Genomic DNA, 21,203 nt, shown 5'->3' on the forward strand with positions numbered 1-21,203 from the left:
GCGCGAGACGGTTGGCCGCCTGTCGCGCGGCCGGCCACATTCACCGCCTCAGGCTTTGATCGCGTCGACCAGCTCCGGTACTACCTCGAACAGATCGCCCACGATCCCGTAATCGGCAACGCCGAAGATCGGCGCCTCCGGGTCCTTGTTGATCGCGACAATGATTTTCGAATCCTTCATGCCGGCCAGATGTTGAATCGCACCGGAGATGCCGACCGCGAAATAGGCTTGCGGCGCGACGATCTTGCCGGTCTGTCCGACCTGATAGTCGTTGGGCACATACCCGGCATCGACTGCCGCACGCGATGCGCCAAGAGCCGCACCGAGTCGATCGGCCAGCGGCTCCAGCGTGCGCCTGTAGTTTTCACCGCTGCCGAGGCCGCGGCCACCCGAAACGATGATGTCGGCACTGGTCAGCTCGGGCCGGTCGAGCCGCGTCATGACCCGGCTCACGAACTGTGACGTGCCGGCGTCGGCCGCAACGTCAATCTTCTCGATCGAAGCATGGTTGCCTTCAGGCTCGACCGGCTCGAAAGCGGTGGCACGCACCGTGACGACCTTGATTGCATCGGTCGATTGCACCGTCGCTATCGCATTGCCCGCGTAGATGGGCCGCTCGAACGTATCGCCGGAAACGACGGCCGTGATCTCGCTGATCTGCGCGACATCGAGCTTTGCGGCGATACGTGGCGCGATATTCTTGCCGAATGCCGTAGCGGGCGCGAGTATGTGCGAGTACGTTTTCGCAATCGACATCACCGTCGCTTCGATGTTTTCCGCGAGTCCCGCTTGAAGCTGCGGTGCGTCCGCCACGAGTACCTTCGAAACGCCAGCGATTTTCGCGGCAGCGCCCGCGACCTCTGCCACGTTATAACCGGCAACGAGTACGTCGATATCGCCGCCGATAGCCTTCGCGGCGGCAATCGTATTGAGTGTCGCGGCCTTGATGCCGGCGCCGTCATGTTCGAGGACAACCAGATTTGTCATGATGCCGTTTCCCCTACAGAATTTTCGCTTCCGTTCTGAGTTTCTCGACCAGCGTCTTCACATCCGGCACCTTGATGCCGGCGGACCGCTGCGGCGCTTCCGCCACTTTCAGCGTCTTCAGGCGCGGACGCACATCGACCGACAGGTCTTCCGGTTTGATGGTTTGCAAAGGCTTCTTCTTCGCCTTCATGATATTCGGCAACGTCACGTAGCGCGGCTCGTTCAAACGCAGATCGGTCGTCACGACGGCGGGTAAAGTCAGCGACAGCGTTTCGGCGCCCCCGTCGATTTCGCGCGCGACCGTTGCCTTGCCGTCGGCCATGACGATCTTCGATGCGAATGTCGCCTGCGGCATGCCGGCCAATGCGGCAAGCATCTGGCCCGTTTGATTCGAATCGTCGTCAATAGCCTGCTTGCCGAGAATCACCAGTTGCGGCTGCTCCTGATCGACAAGTGCCTTCAGCAACTTCGCGACTGCGAGAGGCTGCAACTCGTCGCCGGATTCGATCAGGATCGCGCGATCGGCGCCGATCGCCAGCGCCGTGCGCAGCGTTTCCTGCGACTGGGCACTGCCGGCGGAAACGGCAACGACTTCCGTCGCCATTCCCGCTTCTTTCAGTCTGACCGCTTCTTCCACCGCGATCTCGTCGAATGGATTCATCGACATCTTCACATTCGCGATATCGACGCCGGTGCCATCGGACTTCACGCGGACTTTCACGTTGTAGTCGACCACGCGTTTCACTGCGACAAGTACGATCATGAGAATGTCCCGTCAGGGTGTGCCTGATTGAAAATCAAGTCGAAGAGATAGCGATCAATCCAGTTTTGAGCGGATCGCCGCCAGTGCTGTTGCATAGTCGATAACACCGACGACCTCTTTCTCATGCATGACGGCGAGAGGTCGGGAGTCGCCGCCGAACGCGTCCAGCACCTGAGGCAGCCGCGCATCCAGATCGATGCTGCGATGTGACGAGACGTCATGTGGCAAGCTGCTCGTGAACTGCCGCATCATCGCGCCCGCCGTCAGAACTTGCAGGCGCCCGACGCCTTTTGCAAAATCCTTCACGTAGTCGTTGACCGGCATGTTGACCACGTCGAAGGGCGTGCCGATCTGAACGATCTTCCCGTCCTTCATAACGGCGACACGGTCACCGATACGAATCGCTTCGTCGAGATCGTGCGTAATGAAAACCGCGGTCTTGCCGAGGCGGCGCGAGACTTCGACGAACTGCTCGGCGAGTTCGCGACGTACGATGGGGTCCAATGCGCTGAAAGGTTCGTCCATCAGCAGGATGTCCGGGTCGGTCGAGAGTGCCCGGGCAAGTCCGACACGTTGCTGCATGCCGCCCGACAACTGATCCGGATAGTGATGTTCCCAGCCCGACAGTCGAACCGCCGCGAGCGCGCTTCGAGCAGCATCCAGTTGTGCGGAGCGCGATAGTCCCCGGCCCTGAAGAACGAACAGCACGTTCTCCAGAACGGTGAAATGCGGCCAGAGCGCCATGTTCTGAAACACCATGCCAAAGCGCTTCGCGCGCAATTCCCGCAGCGGTTTGGCTTTCAGGTTGGCTGTCTGCTCGCCTTCGATCCAGATTTCCCCAGCAGTCGGATCGATCAGGCGGTTAATGTGGCGCAGCAAAGTCGATTTACCGCATCCGGACAAGCCCATGATGCACAGCGTTTCCCCCCGGCTGACCGTGAAGCTGACGCCAGCCACACCGACCACGCAGTCGAAGCGGCGCTTCACTTCGTCCTTGTCGATACCCTCGCGTTTTATCGACGCCAGCGCTTCTTTTGCACGGCGCCCATACAATTTCCAGATGTCACGGCACTCGATAACGGTTTCTCCCTGCTGCGTAACAGCAGATGGCGTGGACCGTATAACAGGTTTCGCATTCGCATGGACGGGCCGGAGAATGGACGGTTCTGGCATCATGGGCTCTCGCATAAAACGCTGATATAAAACGCCGATCAGCGAACAGGTCTTGGGCTTCGAATCTCAGGCATGCGCCGCGGCAATCGATTGCTGAATCCACGAATCGAACAGCTTCTGGTTTTGCGCAATCCAATGCTTGGCATGCCCGCGAATATCCTCGATCTTGTTCTGGCCTTGTTGCATGAGAAGATTCTCGGCACTAATGTCGGCTGCCGGAATCGTCACCAGCTCGAACCACTTCTTCGCGGCGGGATTCTTCTGAACGAATTCCCGATTCGCGAGCACCTTCATTTCGTAGATCGGGAATCCGGTATCCCGGCCGTCCGGCAGGCGGCTATTATTGTTTCCATTGGCGGGGTCGGGCGACGGCACGCTGAGCCAAACCACGTCGCGTCCGGGCTGCAACACGCTGCTGACCCACATCGGCACCCATGTGTAGTACAGAACCGGCTCTCCCGCCTTGTAGCGCGTCATGACGTCGGCCATCAGGGCATCGTAGTTTCCAAACGTGGGAGAGACGGTCGCACCCAGTCCGTAGTATTCGATGTGATGCTGGATAACGCGCGCCGCGCCCCAGCCCGGATTGCCGGCCACCAGCGTTGCCTTGCCGTCGGCGCCAGTGGCGTTGAAGAGCCTGGCCAGTTTCGGGTCCTTCAGTTGACCGAGGTTGTTGATCTGGTATTTATCGGCCGTCTTCCTGTCGATGCAATAGCCGAATACGCAGTTCGTCACCGTTCTACCGATGCGCACGCACGAGGTGTCACCGCCGACTTTCTGGTAATAGGACTCATAGAGCGGCGTCCACTCCTGCGCGCAGAAATCGGCATCGCCCTGCGCGACGGCGACGTGAAAGATCGCCGGGTCCGCCGGCGCGTAGTCTTTCACGGTGTATCCGAGCTGTTGCAGCCCCATCTCGACAATCACGCTCTGGAATCGCGCCGTCGGTGTGGTAAGGCCCGTTGGCCTGACCGTCACGCCGGTCCCCGGCAACTCGGCGGCGAACAGCTTTTGCCCACCCCATGACGAGGCGGTGAGGATTGCACCTTGAATCAGGAACTGTCGACGACCTTTCGAGTGATTCATGTTTGCTCCCGATTGAGTGCTTAAAGCCGGTTCAGTTGAGAAGTAAGCCGCCCGATATACCAACTACAAAACTTTTCGACCTGCCATTCCGATGGTGCATACGGTCCCGGTTCGTAGGCCGGATTGACCGCGCCTTGCTGCGTCAAGCCGACATAAAACTTGTCCTGCTCGTTCGTCGCCTTCCAGACATGAAGCAGATTCTCGAGGTCATAGTCGCACCCCTCGACCGCGTCTTGATGAACGAGCCAGGTCGTACGCACCAGGGTCTTGCCCTCGTCGATCGGAAGAACCGAAAAGTGAATCGAATGATCCGCCTGCAGGTGATGCCACGAATTGGGTTGAAGATGAAACTGGAGCCGGCCCAGCCGGGCCTCGGTAAAGTCGGCCAGCAGGCGGCGCGAGGCCGCCTTGCCGTCCATCGTCATCGATTCCCCTGGCCCCGTCAGCGGAACCCGCTGAATGCGAAAGGCGGTGGATCGATCGTCGAGATGTTCGACCGGTTCGTACGGCAGCCCGTGCCGGGTCCAGATCTCACGCAATGCGGCGAGCGCGGCGTCGTGTTCGCGAACGGCCTCGCGCCGGCTCGGATTTTCGTCGTCTTCGGTATATCCGAACACGCCGAACGTGGACTGCAATAGTTCGGGATGCCCGAGGCAGTGGTAGCACTCGCGATTGTTCTCCATCGTGAGCTTCCAGTTGCCCTCTTCCACGATATCGAGTTGATAAGCCACCTTGCAGTCGCGCAATCGGTGCGGCTCGACATAGGCACCGACCTCGCGTACGAGATCGTCGAAATCGCCGGGCGGCTCGTCGGCCATGCAGACGAAAATCAGACCGCCCAGACTGCGTATGTGTACGGGCTTGAGGCGAAAACATTCCTTGTCGACATCGCCATGCAGTTCCGCATGGAGAAGATCGCCCGTGGGCGAGTATGTCCACTGGTGATACGGACACACAATGTTCGCGAAGGCGCCCTGCTGCTCGTGCAGGATGCGCGCGCCGCGATGCCGGCATACGTTATGGAAAGCCGTGAGTTCGAGTTCATCCCCTCGGCTTATTACGACCGAATAGGGTCCGAAATCGGCGAGGAAGTAATCGCCGGGTTCGGGAATGGCGGCCTCGACGCCGACAAAAATCCAGTGCCGCCCGAAGATCAGTTGCATGTCCAGGTCGAACACGTCCTGACTCAAATAGAACGGAGCGTCGAGACTGTAGCCTGTGCGGCGTGCTTTGACGAGTTGCGTCAGGTAATCGGCCTTCTCTTTGAAACGCGGATCATGATTTCGAGTCGACACCTGGGATACTCCTATTGATGGTTCGCGTTTTCGCGGTATTACCGCGAATGCTGGCGATGCGTTGCGGTGCTCAGGTCTGCGCATCGCGCTCGACCAATGATGCCGGCCGCGAATCTCGTGGTTGCGGTACATCCCGATTCCCGCGATGGAAACGCCGGACAATGCGGTTCAACATACCGAGCGGTCCTCTGTCGCACCAACGCTGCATTCCGTGGTCGCGCAACGACATGCCGAGGCCCTGCGAGATGCGGTCGATCGTGATCGCAAGGAGCACGATACCGACACCGCCCGTCGTCGCCGTCGCGACGTCGAGCTGACCGATGCCGCGCAAGACCATCTGCCCGAGCCCGGCGACGGAGATCATTGCCGCCACGACCGCCATCGACAATGCGAGCATCACGGTCTGGTTCACGCCGGCCATGATGGTTGGCCGCGCCAGCGGCAGGCGCACGCGAAAGAGAATCTTGAGCGGGGAGCAACCAAACGCATGTCCGGCCTCGAGCACGTCGGGTCTCACCTGGCGGATGCCGAGGCTCGTCAGCCGGATGATCGGCGAAATCGCGTAGATCACGGTCACCAGTACCCCCGAAACATTGCCGATGCCGAACAGCATCACGACAGGAACCAGATAGACGAACGACGGAATGCTCTGCATGAAGTCGAGCAACACGCGCAGGCAGGCATTGAATCGCGCGCTGAGTCCGGCCACGACACCGACGGGAATGCCGATCATGGCGCAGAGCACGATCGCGGTGAAGACAATGGAAAGCGTATCCATCGCATCGGCCCATGCGCCTATCGCCCCCAAAGCGAAGAGGCAGACGCCGATCACAATTCCTGCCCGTCCGCCAGCGACTTGCCAGCCGACCAGCATCAGCGCACCGATCAGGACGAACGGATGCACGGAACTCAGCTGGTGCTGGATCATGTCGAGCAGAAACTGCACCGGATAACGAATCTCCTGAAATACGGAGCGGAAATTCAACACGAGCCAGGTCACCAGCGCATCCGCCCACTGTCCTAACGGAAGTCTGATGTGCTGAAACGGTCGTGCAATGACGTCGAGCATCGAGACACCTCTTCGATAAAACGTACAGGTGGGTTGCGAGCGCTTGCGCCGCGATCAAAGCGCTCCACACAGTCGCGCAGCGTCGAGGATGGCTGCGTGAATATTCCGGCTTGCGACGGCATCGCCGATCCGGTGCAATTGAAACTTGCCGGCGCCCGTGCCGTTCGGCTGTTGCTTGCCCGCCAGCAGTTCATTCAGGCTGGTCACGCCATCATTCGACGAGTGCTCGCGCAACTCGTGGTAGAGCGAGTCGAATGGCAGCGTTCCGTGTTCGATGATAAATTGCTCGGCCTCGATAACCTGCACATCGCCGGTATAGATATTGAAAAACGATCCTGCGAGACGGCCGCCTGCGTTGGACACTTCGGTCAGCTCGACGTCGAAGACCGGGCTAATGGCATGCTCGTAGAAGCGCTTCTTCCAGATCACCCGCTCGGCATAGGGCAACTCCTGCGCGAGAAAACCGTCGGAAGAGAAAAAGCGCACCTTGCTTCCGGCGAGCGCGGCCATCTCGGCGACCTGTGCAGCGGGATTGCGCCCTGTTCCGTCATAGATAACGACGTCGGACTTCAACTGAACGTTACCGCTCAGGACGTCCCACACGGAAGTGCAACGATCCGCGCCCGGAATCCACTCCATATCCGGCGTGCCGCCCGTCGCGATGACGACAACATCGGGATCCTCACGAAGTACATCCTCGTCGTCTGCATAGGTATCGAGACGCACGGAGACTTCGAGCCGTTCGAGTTCCTGCGCGCGCCAGTCGACAATGCCGATGAGGTCGCGCCGCCAACCGCTGCGCGAGGCCAGCAATATCTGTCCGCCCAGCTTCGGACCGGCTTCGAAAAGCACGACGCGGTGCCCCCGCGACGCGCTCACGCGCGCCGCTTCCAATCCCGCCGGCCCGCCACCGATAACCACGACTTTTTTCCCCGCTTGCGCAGACCGCTCGATTTGATGAGGCAGCGTCGCTTCTCGCCCGCTCGACGGATTATGAATGCAGGCAGGCCGCAGCGGCGACTGGCACTGCGTCGCGCCAACGCACGGTCGGATCGAGTGCTCGGCGCCCGCTTCCAGCTTGCGCACGATATAAGGATCGGCAATGTGCGCGCGCGTCATGGCTACCATATCGAGCAGGCCGTCCCGAATGGCATGGCGCGCCGTGGCGATGTCGGAAATACGCGCGGCATGGAATACCGGCACGCCGATTTCGCGCTTGAAACTGCCCACTCGTTCGAGCCACGGCGCAATCGGCGAGGCCATGCCCGGCATGTTATGCGTGGTTAGCGCGACGTCGGTGTCCATCCGGCCATAAATGGCGTTGACGAAATCGAGCAGGCCGTCCCGCTCCAGCAGATGTATAGCCGCGAGCGATTCGTCGAACGTCAGCCAGCCGTCGGTCCCTTCGTCCACCGTGTGGCGAATGCCGACGAGAAAATCATCGCCGACGCGGCGGCGAACTTCTTCCAGCACCATGCGTGCGAAGCGGCAGCGATTTTCGAGGGAGCCGCCGAAGGAATCGGTCCTTCGATTGGTCGAGGGCGACATGAATTGACCGATCAGATGGCTGGCGGCCATGACCTCGATGCCGTCGATGCCGCCTTCCTTGCAACGCCATGCCGCATCGCCGAAGTCTTTGACGACGCGATCGATATCGTGCCGATCCATCTCCTTGGGAAAGTTTCGATGTAGCGGCTCGCGCAACGGAGAAGGGCCAATGGTCGGCAGCCAGTTCGATGCCCAGAATTCGCCGCGCCGCCCGAGATGGGTAATCTGGCACATCAAGCGCGTGTCGTGCTGGTGAATACGCGCCGAGAAAGACTGCAGGTGCGCCACGATGGCGTCGCTGCCGACATTCAACTGGCGAAAGACGTTCGGTGAATCCGGCGAGACATTGGACGAGCCGCCAAACATCGTCAGCGCCAGTCCGCCTTTGGCTTTCTCTTCGTGATACCGCTGATAACGCTCGACGGGCATGCCGTCGCTTTCCAGACCGCACGCGTGGCTCGTGCTCATGATCCGATTCCGGAACGTCACGCCCTTGATCGCAAACGGCTTCAGAAGCGGATCGTTGGACAGGCCAATCGAATTGACAGTAGCGACTTGCAAGGTAACTCTCCTCTCGGATTGGCCCTGAAGCAGGCGTTTTTCGTATACTGGATATGCAAAATTTCCGTGTCAATCAGGATTGTTGGCGTGGTTTACCCGCAATAAATGGCCATATTTTGTCTTTTTTTAGCCTTATTACCTTTAATAGTCGATTTTAAGACATCAAAACCGTATCCCGTATACGCCATTGACTCGCATCGACTACAATTCTTGAAACGCAGCGATCAACGGCCCCGGATGACGGCCCAGAGAAGGGAGACTGAACGTGGAACATCAAGCGCACGCGCAAGATGACATGGAAGAGTTACTTGAGGAAAAGAGCTTCGCGCCGGTTGAACCGTTGACGCGCATCACGCTCGCCGCCAGCGTGGTCGATCGCATCCGCGAACGGATTCTCTCGGAAGCGATACCGGCTGGCGCCGTGCTGCGGCAAGACGTGATAGCCAATGAAATGGGGGTGAGCCGCATTCCCGTTCGTGAAGCGCTGCGCCACCTCGCCGCCGAAGGGCTTGTGACGCTGCTTCCTCATCATCGGGCATGCGTTTCCGAACTATCGTCCGATGATCTGCGCGACTTGCTCGACTTGCGGCTGTGGATCGAACCGAACCTGATACGGCTGGCAATCGAGCAGTGCAGCGATGCGCAGATACGCAAAATCGGCGCCATCCTGGACGAGTTCCCTTCCATTCCCGATTCAGACATGAGCGGGCTTGCCAACCTGAACTGCCGCTTCCACGTCGCTTTGTGCGAGCCGTCAGGCCGCAAACGCGCGGTCGCGACCGTCGAGCTTCTTTTAAAAAACAGCAGCCGCTATCGCTCGAAGATCGTCTCGGCCGGTGGCCGCGAAAAGGCGCACCAGGATCATCGCGAGATACTCGATATGTACTGGCGACGCGACTCGATCGGCGGCGCGTCGCTGGCGCGAAATCATATTCTGGACTGGTACAAACATTTCCAGTGAAAGGACTCGTGAATCGATGAGCGAGTTGCTCCGCTCAATACGGAGTACTTGCACACGCCGTTCAAGTGGCCTATGCACCGACCGATGCGATTGCCAGATGCATCGGTTGCTCCGGCCGCAGGGTCAGGTTGATTACGGGCCGTGGCGGCGCCACGCCTTGCGGGACCGATAACGCGAAACGCTGCAGCAACATGGCGGCGATCACCGTCATCTCGCTCATTGCCAGATGCTGCCCCAGGCACACACGCGGCCCCACCCCAAACGGAATATATGCGCCGCGCGGCACTTCCGGCGCGTCGGACGCGAAACGCGCGGGCTGAAACGCTTGAGGATCAGGAAACCAGCGCGGGTCGTGATGCATCAGATGCACGGGGATCATGAACAGCGTTCGCGCGGGGAATGTCCAGTTGCCCAGTTGCACCGCACGCGTGGCACGACGGCTGATGAGCAGCGGCGCGACCGGATAAAGCCTCAGCGTCTCCTTGATCGTTTGCGCCAGATAACCAAGCGCCGGCAGCGTTTCAGCCGTGGGAGCGCGGCCTTGCAATACGCGCTGAACTTCATCGCGCGCGGCGCATTGCGATGCCGGATTCGCGGCCATGCACCATACCCACCACACCAGTGTCGCGGCCGTGGTCTCATGCCCGGCGAGAAAAATAGTCATGCACTCGTCGCGCACGTTTTGCAGCGACAACGCGGCCCCATCGTCGCCGGATTGCAGGAGACGAGTGAGCAGATCGTCCGGCCACGCATCACGAGGTAAATTCAGACGGCTTTGCAAATGCCGCTCGATCAGCGCCTTCAGACTCTTTAGCGCCTGCCGTTTCCTGCGCTTCCAGGGCATCCAGTCCGGCATGCTTGCCGGCCAGTAGAACTCCGCGTTGGCCGCCGCGCTCGTCACGCGTATGGCCTGCTCGGCCACGCGCACGTCCTCGCCGATGCTGCTCGAGAAGACCATCTGGAGAATCACCTCCATGGTCAGCATCGTGAGCGCGGTTTCTATTGGCCAGTTGGCGTCTTCTCCTGGCCATGTCGAGAATGCCTGCGTCGCGGCCTCGACGATCGTCGGCGAAAAACCTTGTACGGCTTTGGGAGAAAAACTGGGTACCAGCGCATGACGGCGGCTACGCCAGGCCTCTCCCTCGGAAGTCAGCACGCTATGCCCGTGTACCTGCGAAAAGACGCGAATGCCGCGCTCCCAGCGAACCAGCGCATCGTGATGGGACACGAGCAACTCGCGCGCGAGCTGCGGATCGGCCACGACCACATCATGTTCTCGCCAGAGGCGCAGATGCACGATGTCGCCATACTGCTTTTGCCACGTGGCCAAGGCACGCGGCAAATCGCGCGACATGGTGGCCAGCAGACGCAAACCCGTGAGACCGGCCGGTGGACCCGGCGGCCATGCTCCGGGTGAGCCGCCAGTGGACGTCACGGGCGACGGGTTCCGATGCAACGGGCATTGACGCGGAGATGGCGAGTTCATGATGTCGGGCGAGTTAGATAAGCATGGATTCGAACAATACAGTGGCTGTCCGAATCATGGACCTGTCGCCGCGCCAATGCTTGAACGCAAACGACATCGACAGTCTAATTCAGCTTACCTATACTGCGCGGCTATGAACGCAATGCCCTTGCCTATCCTTTCGACGTGTCCCGATCCGCGGGCACGAGCGCCATGGGTTTCGCAGGGCAACCGGCGTCCGCACACGCGCCTTCACCTCGCGCCGCCGGGTCTGCAAGGCGCGGTTATCGCCGTTCTCTGCCGCGACACGCGCGGCTTTGCCTTGAACGACGCGCAACGTCTGACGCATTTCCCCGCCACGCCTACGGTGAACCTGACGTGGTTCCAGGACGTCGAAGCGGGACGTATCGAGCAGACGGATAGCGGCCTTATCTGGCGTCCGTTCAATTCGGCGCTCGTGCTTTCGGGCAGCCATTCATATCCTTCCACGTGCTGGGCGCAAACGAGCGGCCGCGCCGGGATGATCTGCTTCGAGGCGCACGCCGCACAGGCGCTCTTCGACATCGAGCTGTCCGCGATCCAGGACGTGATCGTTGACGCAAAGGCGTTGCTCGGAGACGAGTGGCACGCGCTTTTCGATGAACTGCTGGCTTCGGACAGCGACGAGGCAGCACTTGCCGCACTCCAGCATCACCTCACGACGAGATGGCGCGTCGTCAACCGCGCCAGCCCGATTCTGCCGTCGCTGCGCGAAGCGGGCCGTTACTGGGTCAAGCGGCTTGCCTGGCAAGCTCATGAATGGCGGCGCTCTCATAGCCCACGTCACGTGGAGCGGCGTATCAAGGCGTATAGCGGGCGCTCGTTGCGCGAGTGGCAAGCGCTCGTCAAAACGGAAAGCGTGTTCTTCAATGCGCGTGCGCAATCCGAAGCCGGCCACGCACTGGATTGGGCGGCGATCGCGCACGACGAGGGCTTTGCCGACCAGGCTCATCTCAGCCGCGCCGTAAAACGCAGCACGGGTTTTTCTCCCAGCGAATTCGCCCGGCGATTCAAAGAGGACGAATCGTTCTGGGTGTACCGGTTGTGGGTGTGATCGATGGCGGATAAGTCAGGCGCGCCTTCAAGGCACCAAGCCCTGAGGCTCGTGAAGAATCCATTTTGCAAATGCCTGTAGCAGCACTTCACTCAACGCTATCGGTTAAGGAAGAACCCGGTAGAAATCACGGTGTCGGCTATCAGTCCGGCACCGCTTCGTATCGCGCAACGTCGTTGATGAGCGGCCCGCCCTGCACATAACACCCGCAGGCCCGAACCCACTCAGGATCCCCTCGCAGACCAAATTGAAATCGGTTTCAATTTTTCGATGAATCACTTTTTATCATTTTTCCTTCATTTTTTATCGTAAATACAGACATTTAGGTATATTCCCTAGTTCGTGACAATTTGGCGCTGAACCTCTTGATCACAAGTTATGAGACCGGTTACATTAACCGCAACGCCACATCTGCACAGGGAGAGACAATGTCCCCGGACATCACTCAGAATCGACAAGCTACGAAGCGCTGGTATCAAGAAATCACCAGCGCGCAGTGGCGTGTACTCGTCGCTGCGTGGGGAGACGGGGTCAACGACGCGCTCGACTTTCCCGCCATCACGTTCGTCCTGAAAGACGTCGCGAACACGTTCAATGTCGCCCTCTCCACAGCCTCCCTTCTGCTGCCGCGACCTATGGCGTGCGCTGGATAGGTGGGCTCACGTGCGGTGGCCTGAGCGACAGGATCGGCCGCAAGATCCCGCTGCTAATTACGCTTGCCTGGTTCACCGCCGGTGCGGCAGCCACCGGTCTGTCGTGGAATTTCGTCTCGCTCGCGGTATTTCGCCTGTGGCTCGGCTTCGGCATGGCGCCCGGGTTCTCTCCAGGTAGCGCACAACGTAATGAGCTCTCTCAAGGTGACCGAGTGATGCCTGAACACACTGATGCTTCAACAACAGAGGCAATGGCCACGTTGTCCGAGTATCTGGAAATCGCTCTGGACGGAGATGGCAGTCTTTTTATGGTCCGAGAGCAGTTCGGCACCTTCGCCCTGTATGTCGGCAAAGCTGGCGTCGCGACCGGGACTTTGGTGGCATGCGGTTCGATATCAGGCGCCTTGGGCGAGGCGATTTTAGCGGCGACACAGTCGGGCGCCAACGTCCTGAATGGCCATGGCGTAACGTACAGATTCTTGCGGAGTTTCACGAAGCTGGGAAGTCGAGGCGCGATCGTGTTGTCAACTTTTTAGGCATTGAGAGAGGTGGTTGCCGTCGGGGTCTCACAGCGGTTGTGGTGCAAATTCGGTGGGCGGGTGAGAAGCCGGCCGTCTCCCGGATATCTTGCTCTATCAGATTGTTCAGGTATTTCGAGGACCGCAATTTCGTTCGTCGGGGCAGTGACTCGTCGGTCTTCATTTCGCGGACGACTCGATGCGATGCCGCGCAGCCGTCCAGGGCAATCGTCGCAGGAGCACGCCCTTGAGTTTTGATCGCCTTCACAAAGAACACCTTGGCTGCAGCCACATCGCGCCTGGTACGGAGGCGGAAATCGATCGTCTTTCCCACTCGGTCAACTGCGCGCTAAAGATAGGTCCATTTGCCACGGATCCTGACACAGGTTTCGTCAACGCGCCACGACTGACCGGCCGCTACGGCGAACCGATTCCAGCGTTTGACGAACTCCCGCGTGTAGCGCTTCACCCAGCGCATGATCGTCGTGCGGACCAGGGAAAGACCGCGTTCCGCCATCATTTCCGCGAGGAGATATCGAAAGCTCAGCTTGTAGCGCAAGTACTACCGCACGCAAAGGATGATCACTTCGCGGTCGAAATGACGTCAATTGAACAACCCGTCGATGTCTTTCAGCTTGCTCATCGGCTCGTGATCATCAAAAGGTTGAGGGTAACAGATCAGCGCATCGGAATTGCACCACAGACGCGGCGAGAAGCAAGCCAATACTTTCAAAAGGAGGAGATGTGATGCCTAAAAGGATGATCGCAATATTTGCGTGTGCGATGGCAGTTCAGGCTGCTTCGGGCGCTACCATGGTAAAGATTGACAATGGCGCGTTGCGTGGCGAAACAAATCAGGGAGTATCCGTTTTCAAAGGGATACCCTATGCTGCACCTCCGGTTGGCGAACTGAGGTGGCATTCGCCACGCCTGCCTGCGTCATGGCAGGGGGTGCGTGATGCAACGAAATTTGCGTCTAGTTGCGCGCAACCGCAGCGGAAGCCGTCAGATGCCATTCCCTGGACGGCGGAGTATCTATCTGACCCGCCATTTAGCGAGGACTGTCTTTATCTGAATGTCTGGACACCGAAGTTGAGCGCGCGGGCTAACCTGCCTGTGGTGGTTTGGATCCATGGAGGCGGATTTGCTCAAGGATCAGGCGAAGTCCCTCTTTATCGCGGGGATCAATTGGCCCGTCAAGGCGTGGTTGTCGTCTCGATAAACTATCGCTTAGGACTGTTCGGGTTCCTCGCACATCCTTCTCTTGATGCAGAGAACGATGGCGCGGGCGTTTTTGGATTGATGGATCAGGTCGCAGCACTTCGATGGGTGAAGTCCAACATTACGCGTTTTGGCGGCGATCCATCTCGGGTTACCGTCCAGGGCCAGTCAGCGGGTGCGATCTCCGTGCATCATCTCCTGGCGGCACCGTCTGCGGAGGGTCTCTTTTCAGGAGCTATCGCCGAGAGCAACTCGTGGTCGGACACTGAGTTGGTTCCGAAAGCGAATGCCGACGACTTGGGCTTGAAGCTTGCAGAATTGGCTAATGCTGCCGATGTAAAAGCACTGCGAGAGGTGCCGACCGACAAGTTGGTGGCCTTGCAAACCGACCCTCGATTGGGGAAGGGCGCACGTTTTCAACCTGCAGACGCAGGAGGTATCCCTTTTCGGGAAAAACTTGAGCGTTCTAATGTACCCGTTCTGTTAGGTTCCAATCAAGATGAAGCAAGCGCATTTAGTCCCGCCTGGATGATAGAAACTAAAGAAGCTTATCAGCGATTTCTCGACGAGCGCTATCAATCTCAGGCCAGTCAATTTTCTTTGCTCTATCCTGTCGGCAATGATGCGGATGCATCCGCGAAGGTTCGCGAATTGCTTGCAGATTCGTCAACTGCAGCCGTAGTTGCGTGGTCGGAAGGCCGGTCCGAACATGCTGCACCCGCTTACGGCTACCGATTCGTCCACCCTGAACCCGGACCGCGAGCAGCGCGATTTGGTACATTCCATAGTAGCGAAATCCCTTACGTGTTCGCCACCCTGGATGTTGGAAACCGCCCGTTTGCCGACAAGGATCGAACGATCTCGCATGTGATGCAGGCATATTGGGTTAACTTCATCAAAACCGGCAACCCAAACGGTGTGGGCCTGTTGCGCTGGCCACAACTCAACACCGGGAACTTCATGTTGTTTGGCGATCGCCAAACCGTCACCCCGTTGCTGGAACAAGCGCACCGGCAGGCGTTTCGCGCATGGTTGAGGAACGGAGGATCGATCGGGCTCTTCTGAATCCCCGTGGATCCGGCGCGCGCTTACGGACGCGCGCCCCTCCATATCCAACGAAAAGTAATCCCCCGTGCTTACCGCGGACGAATTGAAGCCGTCGCTCACAGCTGCGATGCTTCACCGACCGATAAGCCGTTTGTGACGGGGGAGTGCCCCCTTGCATGCTGAGCGGCGTGGGCGCGGAAATCGCGGACCGCCTGGGCGGCGAAGAGGATTCGGCGACGTGAAACCGGTGGGTCGGCGCGCTGGTTGGAATGCCGTTCTCGTTAGAGCGCGTTAGGCACTTCGGGCATGTTGCAATCGACCTGCGAGAGTGTGCCTCGCGCCGGTTACGACGGCTATAAACGCAAACGCGGCAGCAAAGTCCGCATCGCGGTAGATACATTGGGCCAGTTGCTTGCAGTGCCTAACACGCTCTAACGACACGTTATTTCACGCAAGCGACTTTCGCCGACTGACTTCGCCATGCTCGTCAAGCCACAGTCGCTTTCGATAACGGCCGTGAAATTGATGATCTGCCTCAACCCTTCGCTCACGACTAACGCCGTCGCTGCTCCATTGATCCTCATCACGCCATGCCGCGCGGCCCGAGCGCCTTGGCCGGCTCGCAGCAATACAGGTCTCGCCTAAGCTTCGCACAGCAAGACCAGCGCCAGAATTCCGCCCTCTCCCGCCCGCCACCGGGCAACCTCTGCAAACCGCCATCGCCGCATCAACGCTACGGCGACGAAACATCACAACACATATCCGCCGAGCCTGGGGTAAACGACCTGGGGTAAACGCCGTGTGAAAACCGGAGTAGATGAGGCCAATTGCTACTTGCATCCTGTTTTTGACCCATCTATATTGCAATACACCCATTAACTATTACTATGTAATAACAAATGAGCGAAGATATCCTGTTGTCCAATCACGGCCGCGTCGCGGTCATTACGCTGAATCGTCCCGACAAGCTGAACGCGTGGACCACGCCGATGCGCAACGCGATCATCGAAGCACTCGAGCGCTTCGACGACGACGACAACGTCGCCGCGATCATCATGACGGGCGCCGGCGATCGCGCGTTCTCGGCGGGGCAGGATCTGTCGGAAGCGCACGATTTCGACGGCGCGCGCGCGGTCGAATGGGTCAAGGAGTGGCAGCGCTACTACGCCGTGCTGCGCGGGCTGAAAAAGCCGCTGGTGATGGCGCTCAACGGCACGGCCGCCGGTTCCGCATTCCAGGTCGCACTGCTGGGCGACATCCGCGTCGGCCATCCGGGTGTGCGGATGGGGCAGCCGGAAATCAACGCGGGAATCGCCAGCACGACGGGCCCCTGGATCATGAACGCGATGCTCGGCATGTCGCGCACCATCGAGCTGACGCTCACGGGCCGTCTGATGGATGCGGAAGAGTGCCGGCACATCGGCCTCATTCATCACCTCGTCGCGCAGGACAAAGTGTTCGAAAAGGCGCTGGAGATCGCCACCGAACTCGCCGCCAAACCGCCGGTCGCGATGCGCCTCGACAAGCAGCGCTTCCGCGAAATGACCGAGCCGGGCTTCCAGGACTGCATCGAAGCGGGCATTCGCATTCAGCGCGAGGCTTACGACTCGGGCGAACCCGCCCGCATGATGGAAGAGTTCTTCAGCAAGCGCGCGAAGTAAAGCCATCCGGCGCGGCAGGCAAGCCGCGCTCGCCACCCCACATCACCCAGTACCCAACCGACCCAGCCAGCGAACGGGAGACCTTAGCCATGACGCAGAACTTCAACGAAAAACGGCGCCGGATGTTGCAAGGAGCCGGCGCACTCGCGCTCGCCGGCACGCTGCCCGCGCTGGTGCGCGCCGACGACAAACAGATTGTCGTGTCCGATCCGGGCGGCCCGTACACCACGGCTTACCGCCAGGCGTTCTACGATCCGTTCGAAAAGGCGACGGGCATCAAGGTCGTGAGCGTGGCGCGCGAATCGCAGCCGGTCGCGCAATTCGAAGCGATGGTGAAGACGAACAACTACGTGTGGGACGTGACCACGCTGACGCTGTCCGCCGATATTCCGTACCTCGAAGCAAAAGGTCTGATGGAACCGATCGGCCTGAAGGCCTCGGACTTCCCCGACGTCATGCCCGAGGCGATTACGTCCGACTGGCTCGGCGTCGACGTGTATTCGACCGTGCTCGCGTATCGCGCCGACAAGTTCAAGGACAACGGCCCGAAATCCTGGGCCGACTTCTGGGACGTGAAGAAATTTCCCGGCCGCCGCTGCCTGCGCCGCAGTCCGCTCGACACGCTCGAACAGGCGCTGCTCGCCGACGGCGTGCCGCTCGACAAGCTCTATCCGCTCGACGTCGATCGCGCGTTCAAAAGTCTCGACAGGATCAAGCCGCATATCGCGATCTGGTGGACCTCGGGCGCGCAATCGATGCAGGCGATCCAGAGCGGCGACGTCGACATGATCTCGCTATGGAATGGCCGCGCACAATCCGCGAAGGACGCCGGCGCGCCGGTGACGATCGTCTGGAATCAGGGCCTCTATTCGATCGAGGGCTGGGGCATTCCGAAAGGCACGCCGCACGCGGAAATGGCCAAGCAGTTCGTGCGTTTCTGCGCGGATGCAAAACGCCAGGCCGTGCTCACGCAAACGCTCGCGTACGGCCCGACCAATCGTAAGTCATTCGAATCGATTCCCGCGCAGCGCGCCCCGCTCCTGCCGACCGCGCCCGACAACATCAAGACGATGAAGCTGCCTAGCCCGCAATGGTGGCAGGCCAATCGCCAGAAAGTCACCGAACGCTTCAACTCGTGGATCATTTCCTGACGCATTAAATGACGCACTAAACGCGAGGCATTGGCATGAGCGCAAAACTGGAAGCGATCGGGCTCGCGAAGCGTTACGGCGAAACCGTCGCGCTGGAGCCGACCGATCTCACCGTGCAAACGGGCGAGTTTCTGACGCTGCTGGGGCCGTCGGGCTCCGGCAAGACGACGCTCCTGCAGATGATCTCGGGGCTCGTCGCGCCGAGCGCGGGCCGCATCGAGATCGACGGGCGCGATGTCACGCGCGTCGAGCCAGGCAAGCGCGGCATCGGCATGGTGTTCCAGAGCTATGCGCTGTTTCCGCACATGAGCGTATGGGACAACGTCGCGTACGGCCTGCGCATGCGTAGCAAGTCGCGCGACGCAGTGCGCGAGGCCGTCGACGGTGCGCTCGCGATGGTACGCATGAGCGAGTTCGGCAAACGCTTTCCGAAGGAGCTCTCCGGCGGGCAACAGCAACGCATCGCGCTCGCCCGCTGCTTCGCCTACCGGCCCTCGGTGATTCTGCTCGACGAGCCGCTCGGCGCGCTCGACAAGAAATTGCGCGAGCATATGCAGGCGGAGATCCGTCGTCTGCACAAGGAGTTGGGCGCAACCTTCGTCTATGTCACGCACGACCAGGACGAAGCACTCACGCTCTCGGATCGCATCTGCCTGATGAACAACGCGAAGATCGAACAGATCGGTACGCCCGCGGACCTGTACGACCGGCCCTCGACGCGCTTCGCAGCCGGCTTCATCGGTCATTCGAACCTGCTGGAAGGCGCGCTCGCGCATGACACCGAAGCAGGCGGCGAGCCGATCCTGCTGGCGGCCGGCGCACGCATTCCGTTACCGCGCACGACGCAGGTCGCGGCCGCGGCGCGGCACACGCTGCTGTTACGCCCCGAGGCGCTGGAGCTGGTCGAACCGAGCCGCGGCTTCGTCGATGGCCGCATCGACGACGTGGTGTTCTTCGGCAGCGATACGCATGTGCAACTGTCGCTGCCCGACGGCAGCGAACTGACCGCGCGCTGCGCACGTACGCTGAGCCCGCGCGTGGGCGACACGGTCGGGCTCACGTGGGACCCCTATCGCACGACGCTGCTGCACGCCTGATATAGGCCTGATATACGGTCGAGACCTCTTCGCCGCCAAGGACTTTTCATGACTCTCGCTCTACGCGCGAACCGTCCAGCCGACGCTTCGGGCCGCCGCGGCGCATGGCTCGCGGCATCGCTGCGCATTCTGCCGGCGGTGCCGACGCTGCTGTTCCTGCTGGTGTTTTTCATCGTGCCGGCGGGCGAGATCCTGCAAGGCGGGCTCGTATCGAGCGACGGCTCGATCGGCTTCGCCCAGTTCGAGCGCATCGCGCGCACGCCGGTCTACGCGAAAGTATTGTGGATCACGTTCGCGATCTCGTTTCTCACCGCCGCGTTTTCGATCGTGCTCGGCTATCCGGTCGCGTATCTGCTGAGCCGCGTGTCGAATCGCGTGCGCGAGCGCTGGCTGCTGTGGATCATGCTGCCGTTCTGGACCAGCTATCTCGTCAAGACCTACGCATGGATGCTGCTGCTCTCGAAGACGGGCGTGCTCTCGACTCTTGCGCTCGCACTCGGTCTGGTCCGCGAGACCAACGGCACGATTCCGTCGCTGACCGGCGTGCTGATCGGCATGGTGCATTCGATGCTGCCGCTCGCCGTGATGACGATGCTGCCGGTCATGCGCGGCATCGACGATCGTCTCGCGCAGGCCGCCGAAACGCTTGGCGCGGAACGCAGCACGAGCTTTTTCACGGTGTTTCTGCCGCTGTCGTCTCCAGGCATCGCGGCGGCGGGACTGCTGGTGTTCATTTCCAGCCTTGGCTTTTTTATCGTGCCCACGTTGCTCGGTTCGCCGCGCGAAACGATGATCGCGCAACTGGTGATCTCTTCGGTACTCGAACTGTTCGACATGCACTTCGCGGGCGCGCTGTCGACAGTACTGCTGATCTGCTCGATCGCGATCTTCCTCGTCTATGACCGGGTGGTTGGCCTGACCTCGCTGACCGGCGAAGTCAGCGAGAAACAACGCGGCTCGCGCGCGCAGGGCCTGCGGCTCGCGGTGCTGATGTCGGCGGGCCGGCTCTTTGCGCCGCTCGTGCGGCGCCGCGGCGGATTGCAGCCGCCCACCGACGGCGTGCGCGTGTTCAGCCCGCTCGGCCTCTTCACGATGGCGATCCTGATCGTGCTGGTGGTGCCGGTACTCTCCGTGATGCCGTATGCGTTCACGAAGAGCGACTTCATTGCGTTTCCGCCAAAGCTTTTCAGCCTGCGCTGGTTCGGCTCGTTCCTCGGTTCGCCCGTGTGGCAAAGCGCGACGATCCGCTCGTTCGAAGTCGGCTTCGGCACGGCGGTACTCTCGCTCGCGCTTGGTTTCGGCGCGACGCTCGCGATGACGCGCCTGCCGCAACGCGCGACCAAGCCGCTCTTCGCGCTGCTCGTCGCACCGCTGATCGTGCCGCGCATCGTGGTCGCGGTCGGGCTGCTGTATCTGCTGAGCCGCTTCGGCCTGACGGGCACTAATACCGGCCTCATCATCGGTCATACGGTGCTGGCGATTCCCTACGTAGTGGTCACGCTCGCCGCCGGCTTCCAGCGTTTCGACTGGCGGCTCGACGATGCCGCGCGCGTGATGGGCGCCTCGCCATTGCAACGCATTCGCACCGTGCTGCTGCCGCTGCTGATGGCGAGCGTCACGGCGGCGTTTCTGTTCGCCTTCCTCGTGTCGTTCGACGACCTGACCATCGCGATCTTCGTGAGCGGCGGCATCAATACCACGCTGCCCAAGCAGATGTGGGACGACATTCAACTGGCGATCACGCCGACGCTCGCGGCGGTCTCGACCACACTGGTCGTGCTGATCGCGCTGGTGATCGCGGTGTCTTCATGGTTCAAGCGCCGCGCGCGCTGACAGATTCACGCTGACACGTTT

General features: G+C 60.4%; 17 protein-coding genes and 2 pseudogenes. 10 read left to right on the plus strand and 9 right to left on the minus strand.

The genetic code is table 11. The features are described from left to right. Positions 1-48: 48 nt before the first annotated feature. From GXB81_RS02140 to GXB81_RS02170, 7 genes are all read right to left on the minus strand, one after another. On the minus strand, positions 49-987 hold the full coding sequence (locus tag GXB81_RS02140) for an FAD-binding protein (protein WP_167048201.1): 939 nt from the start codon (positions 985-987) through the stop codon (positions 49-51). Between the two features lie 13 nt (positions 988-1,000). Further along, entirely contained in the window at positions 1,001-1,750 is a 750-nt protein-coding gene (locus GXB81_RS02145) for an electron transfer flavoprotein subunit beta/FixA family protein (protein ID WP_167048198.1), read from the minus strand. Positions 1,751-1,804: 54 nt separating this feature from the next. After that, positions 1,805-2,926, minus strand: a complete 1,122-nt coding sequence (locus tag GXB81_RS02150; protein ID WP_205988189.1) for a betaine/proline/choline family ABC transporter ATP-binding protein — start codon at positions 2,924-2,926, stop codon at positions 1,805-1,807. Between the two features lie 63 nt (positions 2,927-2,989). After that, entirely contained in the window at positions 2,990-4,072 is a 1,083-nt protein-coding gene (proX, locus tag GXB81_RS02155; RefSeq protein ID WP_167048195.1) for a glycine betaine/L-proline ABC transporter substrate-binding protein ProX, read from the minus strand. Beyond that, complete coding sequence (locus tag GXB81_RS02160) at positions 4,030-5,304, minus strand: aromatic ring-hydroxylating dioxygenase subunit alpha (RefSeq protein WP_346777769.1); 1,275 nt, start codon at positions 5,302-5,304, stop codon at positions 4,030-4,032. Before GXB81_RS02160 ends, proX begins: the two co-directional genes overlap by 43 nt. Before the next feature lie 70 nt (positions 5,305-5,374). Beyond that, positions 5,375-6,373 carry an ABC transporter permease subunit gene (locus GXB81_RS02165; protein WP_167048189.1) on the minus strand — a complete coding sequence of 333 codons (999 nt, stop codon included), beginning with the start codon at positions 6,371-6,373 and terminating at the stop codon, positions 5,375-5,377. A gap of 54 nt (positions 6,374-6,427) precedes the next feature. Next, positions 6,428-8,482, minus strand: a complete 2,055-nt coding sequence (locus GXB81_RS02170; protein ID WP_275691494.1) for an FAD-dependent oxidoreductase — start codon at positions 8,480-8,482, stop codon at positions 6,428-6,430. Positions 8,483-8,747: 265 nt separating this feature from the next. Between GXB81_RS02170 and GXB81_RS02175 the strand changes: the two genes are divergently transcribed. Next, positions 8,748-9,443, plus strand: a complete 696-nt coding sequence (locus GXB81_RS02175) for a GntR family transcriptional regulator (protein WP_167048186.1) — start codon at positions 8,748-8,750, stop codon at positions 9,441-9,443. 70 nt (positions 9,444-9,513) lie between these two features. Here the strand turns inward: GXB81_RS02175 and GXB81_RS02180 are convergent, their stop codons facing one another. Beyond that, a complete protein-coding gene (locus tag GXB81_RS02180; protein ID WP_346777770.1) occupies positions 9,514-10,878 on the minus strand; it encodes a cytochrome P450 in 1,365 nt (454 codons plus the stop codon). Positions 10,879-11,062: 184 nt separating this feature from the next. Here GXB81_RS02180 and GXB81_RS02185 point away from each other — a divergent pair, with 184 nt between their 5' ends. The 3 genes from GXB81_RS02185 (at position 11,063) to GXB81_RS31295 (ending at position 13,190) form a co-directional block, all read left to right on the plus strand. Next, on the plus strand, positions 11,063-12,001 hold the full coding sequence (locus GXB81_RS02185) for a helix-turn-helix domain-containing protein (RefSeq protein ID WP_167048180.1): 939 nt from the start codon (positions 11,063-11,065) through the stop codon (positions 11,999-12,001). 428 nt (positions 12,002-12,429) lie between these two features. Then, positions 12,430-12,654 (plus strand): hypothetical protein, encoded by a 225-nt coding sequence (locus GXB81_RS31290; RefSeq protein ID WP_240162946.1) that lies wholly within the window; start codon positions 12,430-12,432, stop codon positions 12,652-12,654. Next, the gene (locus GXB81_RS31295) at positions 12,642-13,190 is read left to right on the plus strand and encodes a hypothetical protein (protein ID WP_346777771.1); all 549 of its coding nucleotides are present in this window, start codon (positions 12,642-12,644) and stop codon (positions 13,188-13,190) included. Before GXB81_RS31290 ends, GXB81_RS31295 begins: the two co-directional genes overlap by 13 nt. An 82-nt stretch (positions 13,191-13,272) precedes the next feature. Here the strand turns inward: GXB81_RS31295 and GXB81_RS02200 are convergent. Beyond that, positions 13,273-13,758 (minus strand): annotated as a pseudogene (locus GXB81_RS02200) (IS6 family transposase); the annotation flags it as partial. A 227-nt stretch (positions 13,759-13,985) separates the two neighbouring features. On the opposite strand from GXB81_RS02200, the gene GXB81_RS02205 reads away from it, so the two are divergent. The 6 genes and pseudogenes from GXB81_RS02205 to GXB81_RS02225 all read left to right on the plus strand — a co-directional run bounded on the left by GXB81_RS02205 (position 13,986) and on the right by GXB81_RS02225 (position 21,182). Continuing rightward, complete coding sequence (locus tag GXB81_RS02205; protein WP_205988192.1) at positions 13,986-15,458, plus strand: carboxylesterase family protein; 1,473 nt, start codon at positions 13,986-13,988, stop codon at positions 15,456-15,458. Positions 15,459-15,749: 291 nt separating this feature from the next. Further along, positions 15,750-15,860 (plus strand): annotated as a pseudogene (locus GXB81_RS31300) (IS5/IS1182 family transposase); the annotation flags it as partial. Positions 15,861-16,339: 479 nt separating this feature from the next. Beyond that, entirely contained in the window at positions 16,340-17,101 is a 762-nt protein-coding gene (locus tag GXB81_RS02210; RefSeq protein WP_167048174.1) for an enoyl-CoA hydratase/isomerase family protein, read from the plus strand. Positions 17,102-17,190: 89 nt separating this feature from the next. After that, positions 17,191-18,252, plus strand: coding sequence for an ABC transporter substrate-binding protein (locus tag GXB81_RS02215; protein ID WP_205988194.1), 1,062 nt, complete (start codon positions 17,191-17,193; stop codon positions 18,250-18,252). Between the two features lie 35 nt (positions 18,253-18,287). Then, positions 18,288-19,349 (plus strand): ABC transporter ATP-binding protein, encoded by a 1,062-nt coding sequence (locus GXB81_RS02220; protein WP_205988199.1) that lies wholly within the window; start codon positions 18,288-18,290, stop codon positions 19,347-19,349. Positions 19,350-19,397: 48 nt separating this feature from the next. Beyond that, positions 19,398-21,182 carry an ABC transporter permease subunit gene (locus GXB81_RS02225; RefSeq protein ID WP_167285552.1) on the plus strand — a complete coding sequence of 595 codons (1,785 nt, stop codon included), beginning with the start codon at positions 19,398-19,400 and terminating at the stop codon, positions 21,180-21,182. Positions 21,183-21,203 lie beyond the last annotated feature (21 nt).

This window comes from Paraburkholderia sp. Ac-20336, from assembly GCF_017105025.1.
Classification (GTDB): Bacteria; Pseudomonadota; Gammaproteobacteria; order Burkholderiales; family Burkholderiaceae; genus Paraburkholderia.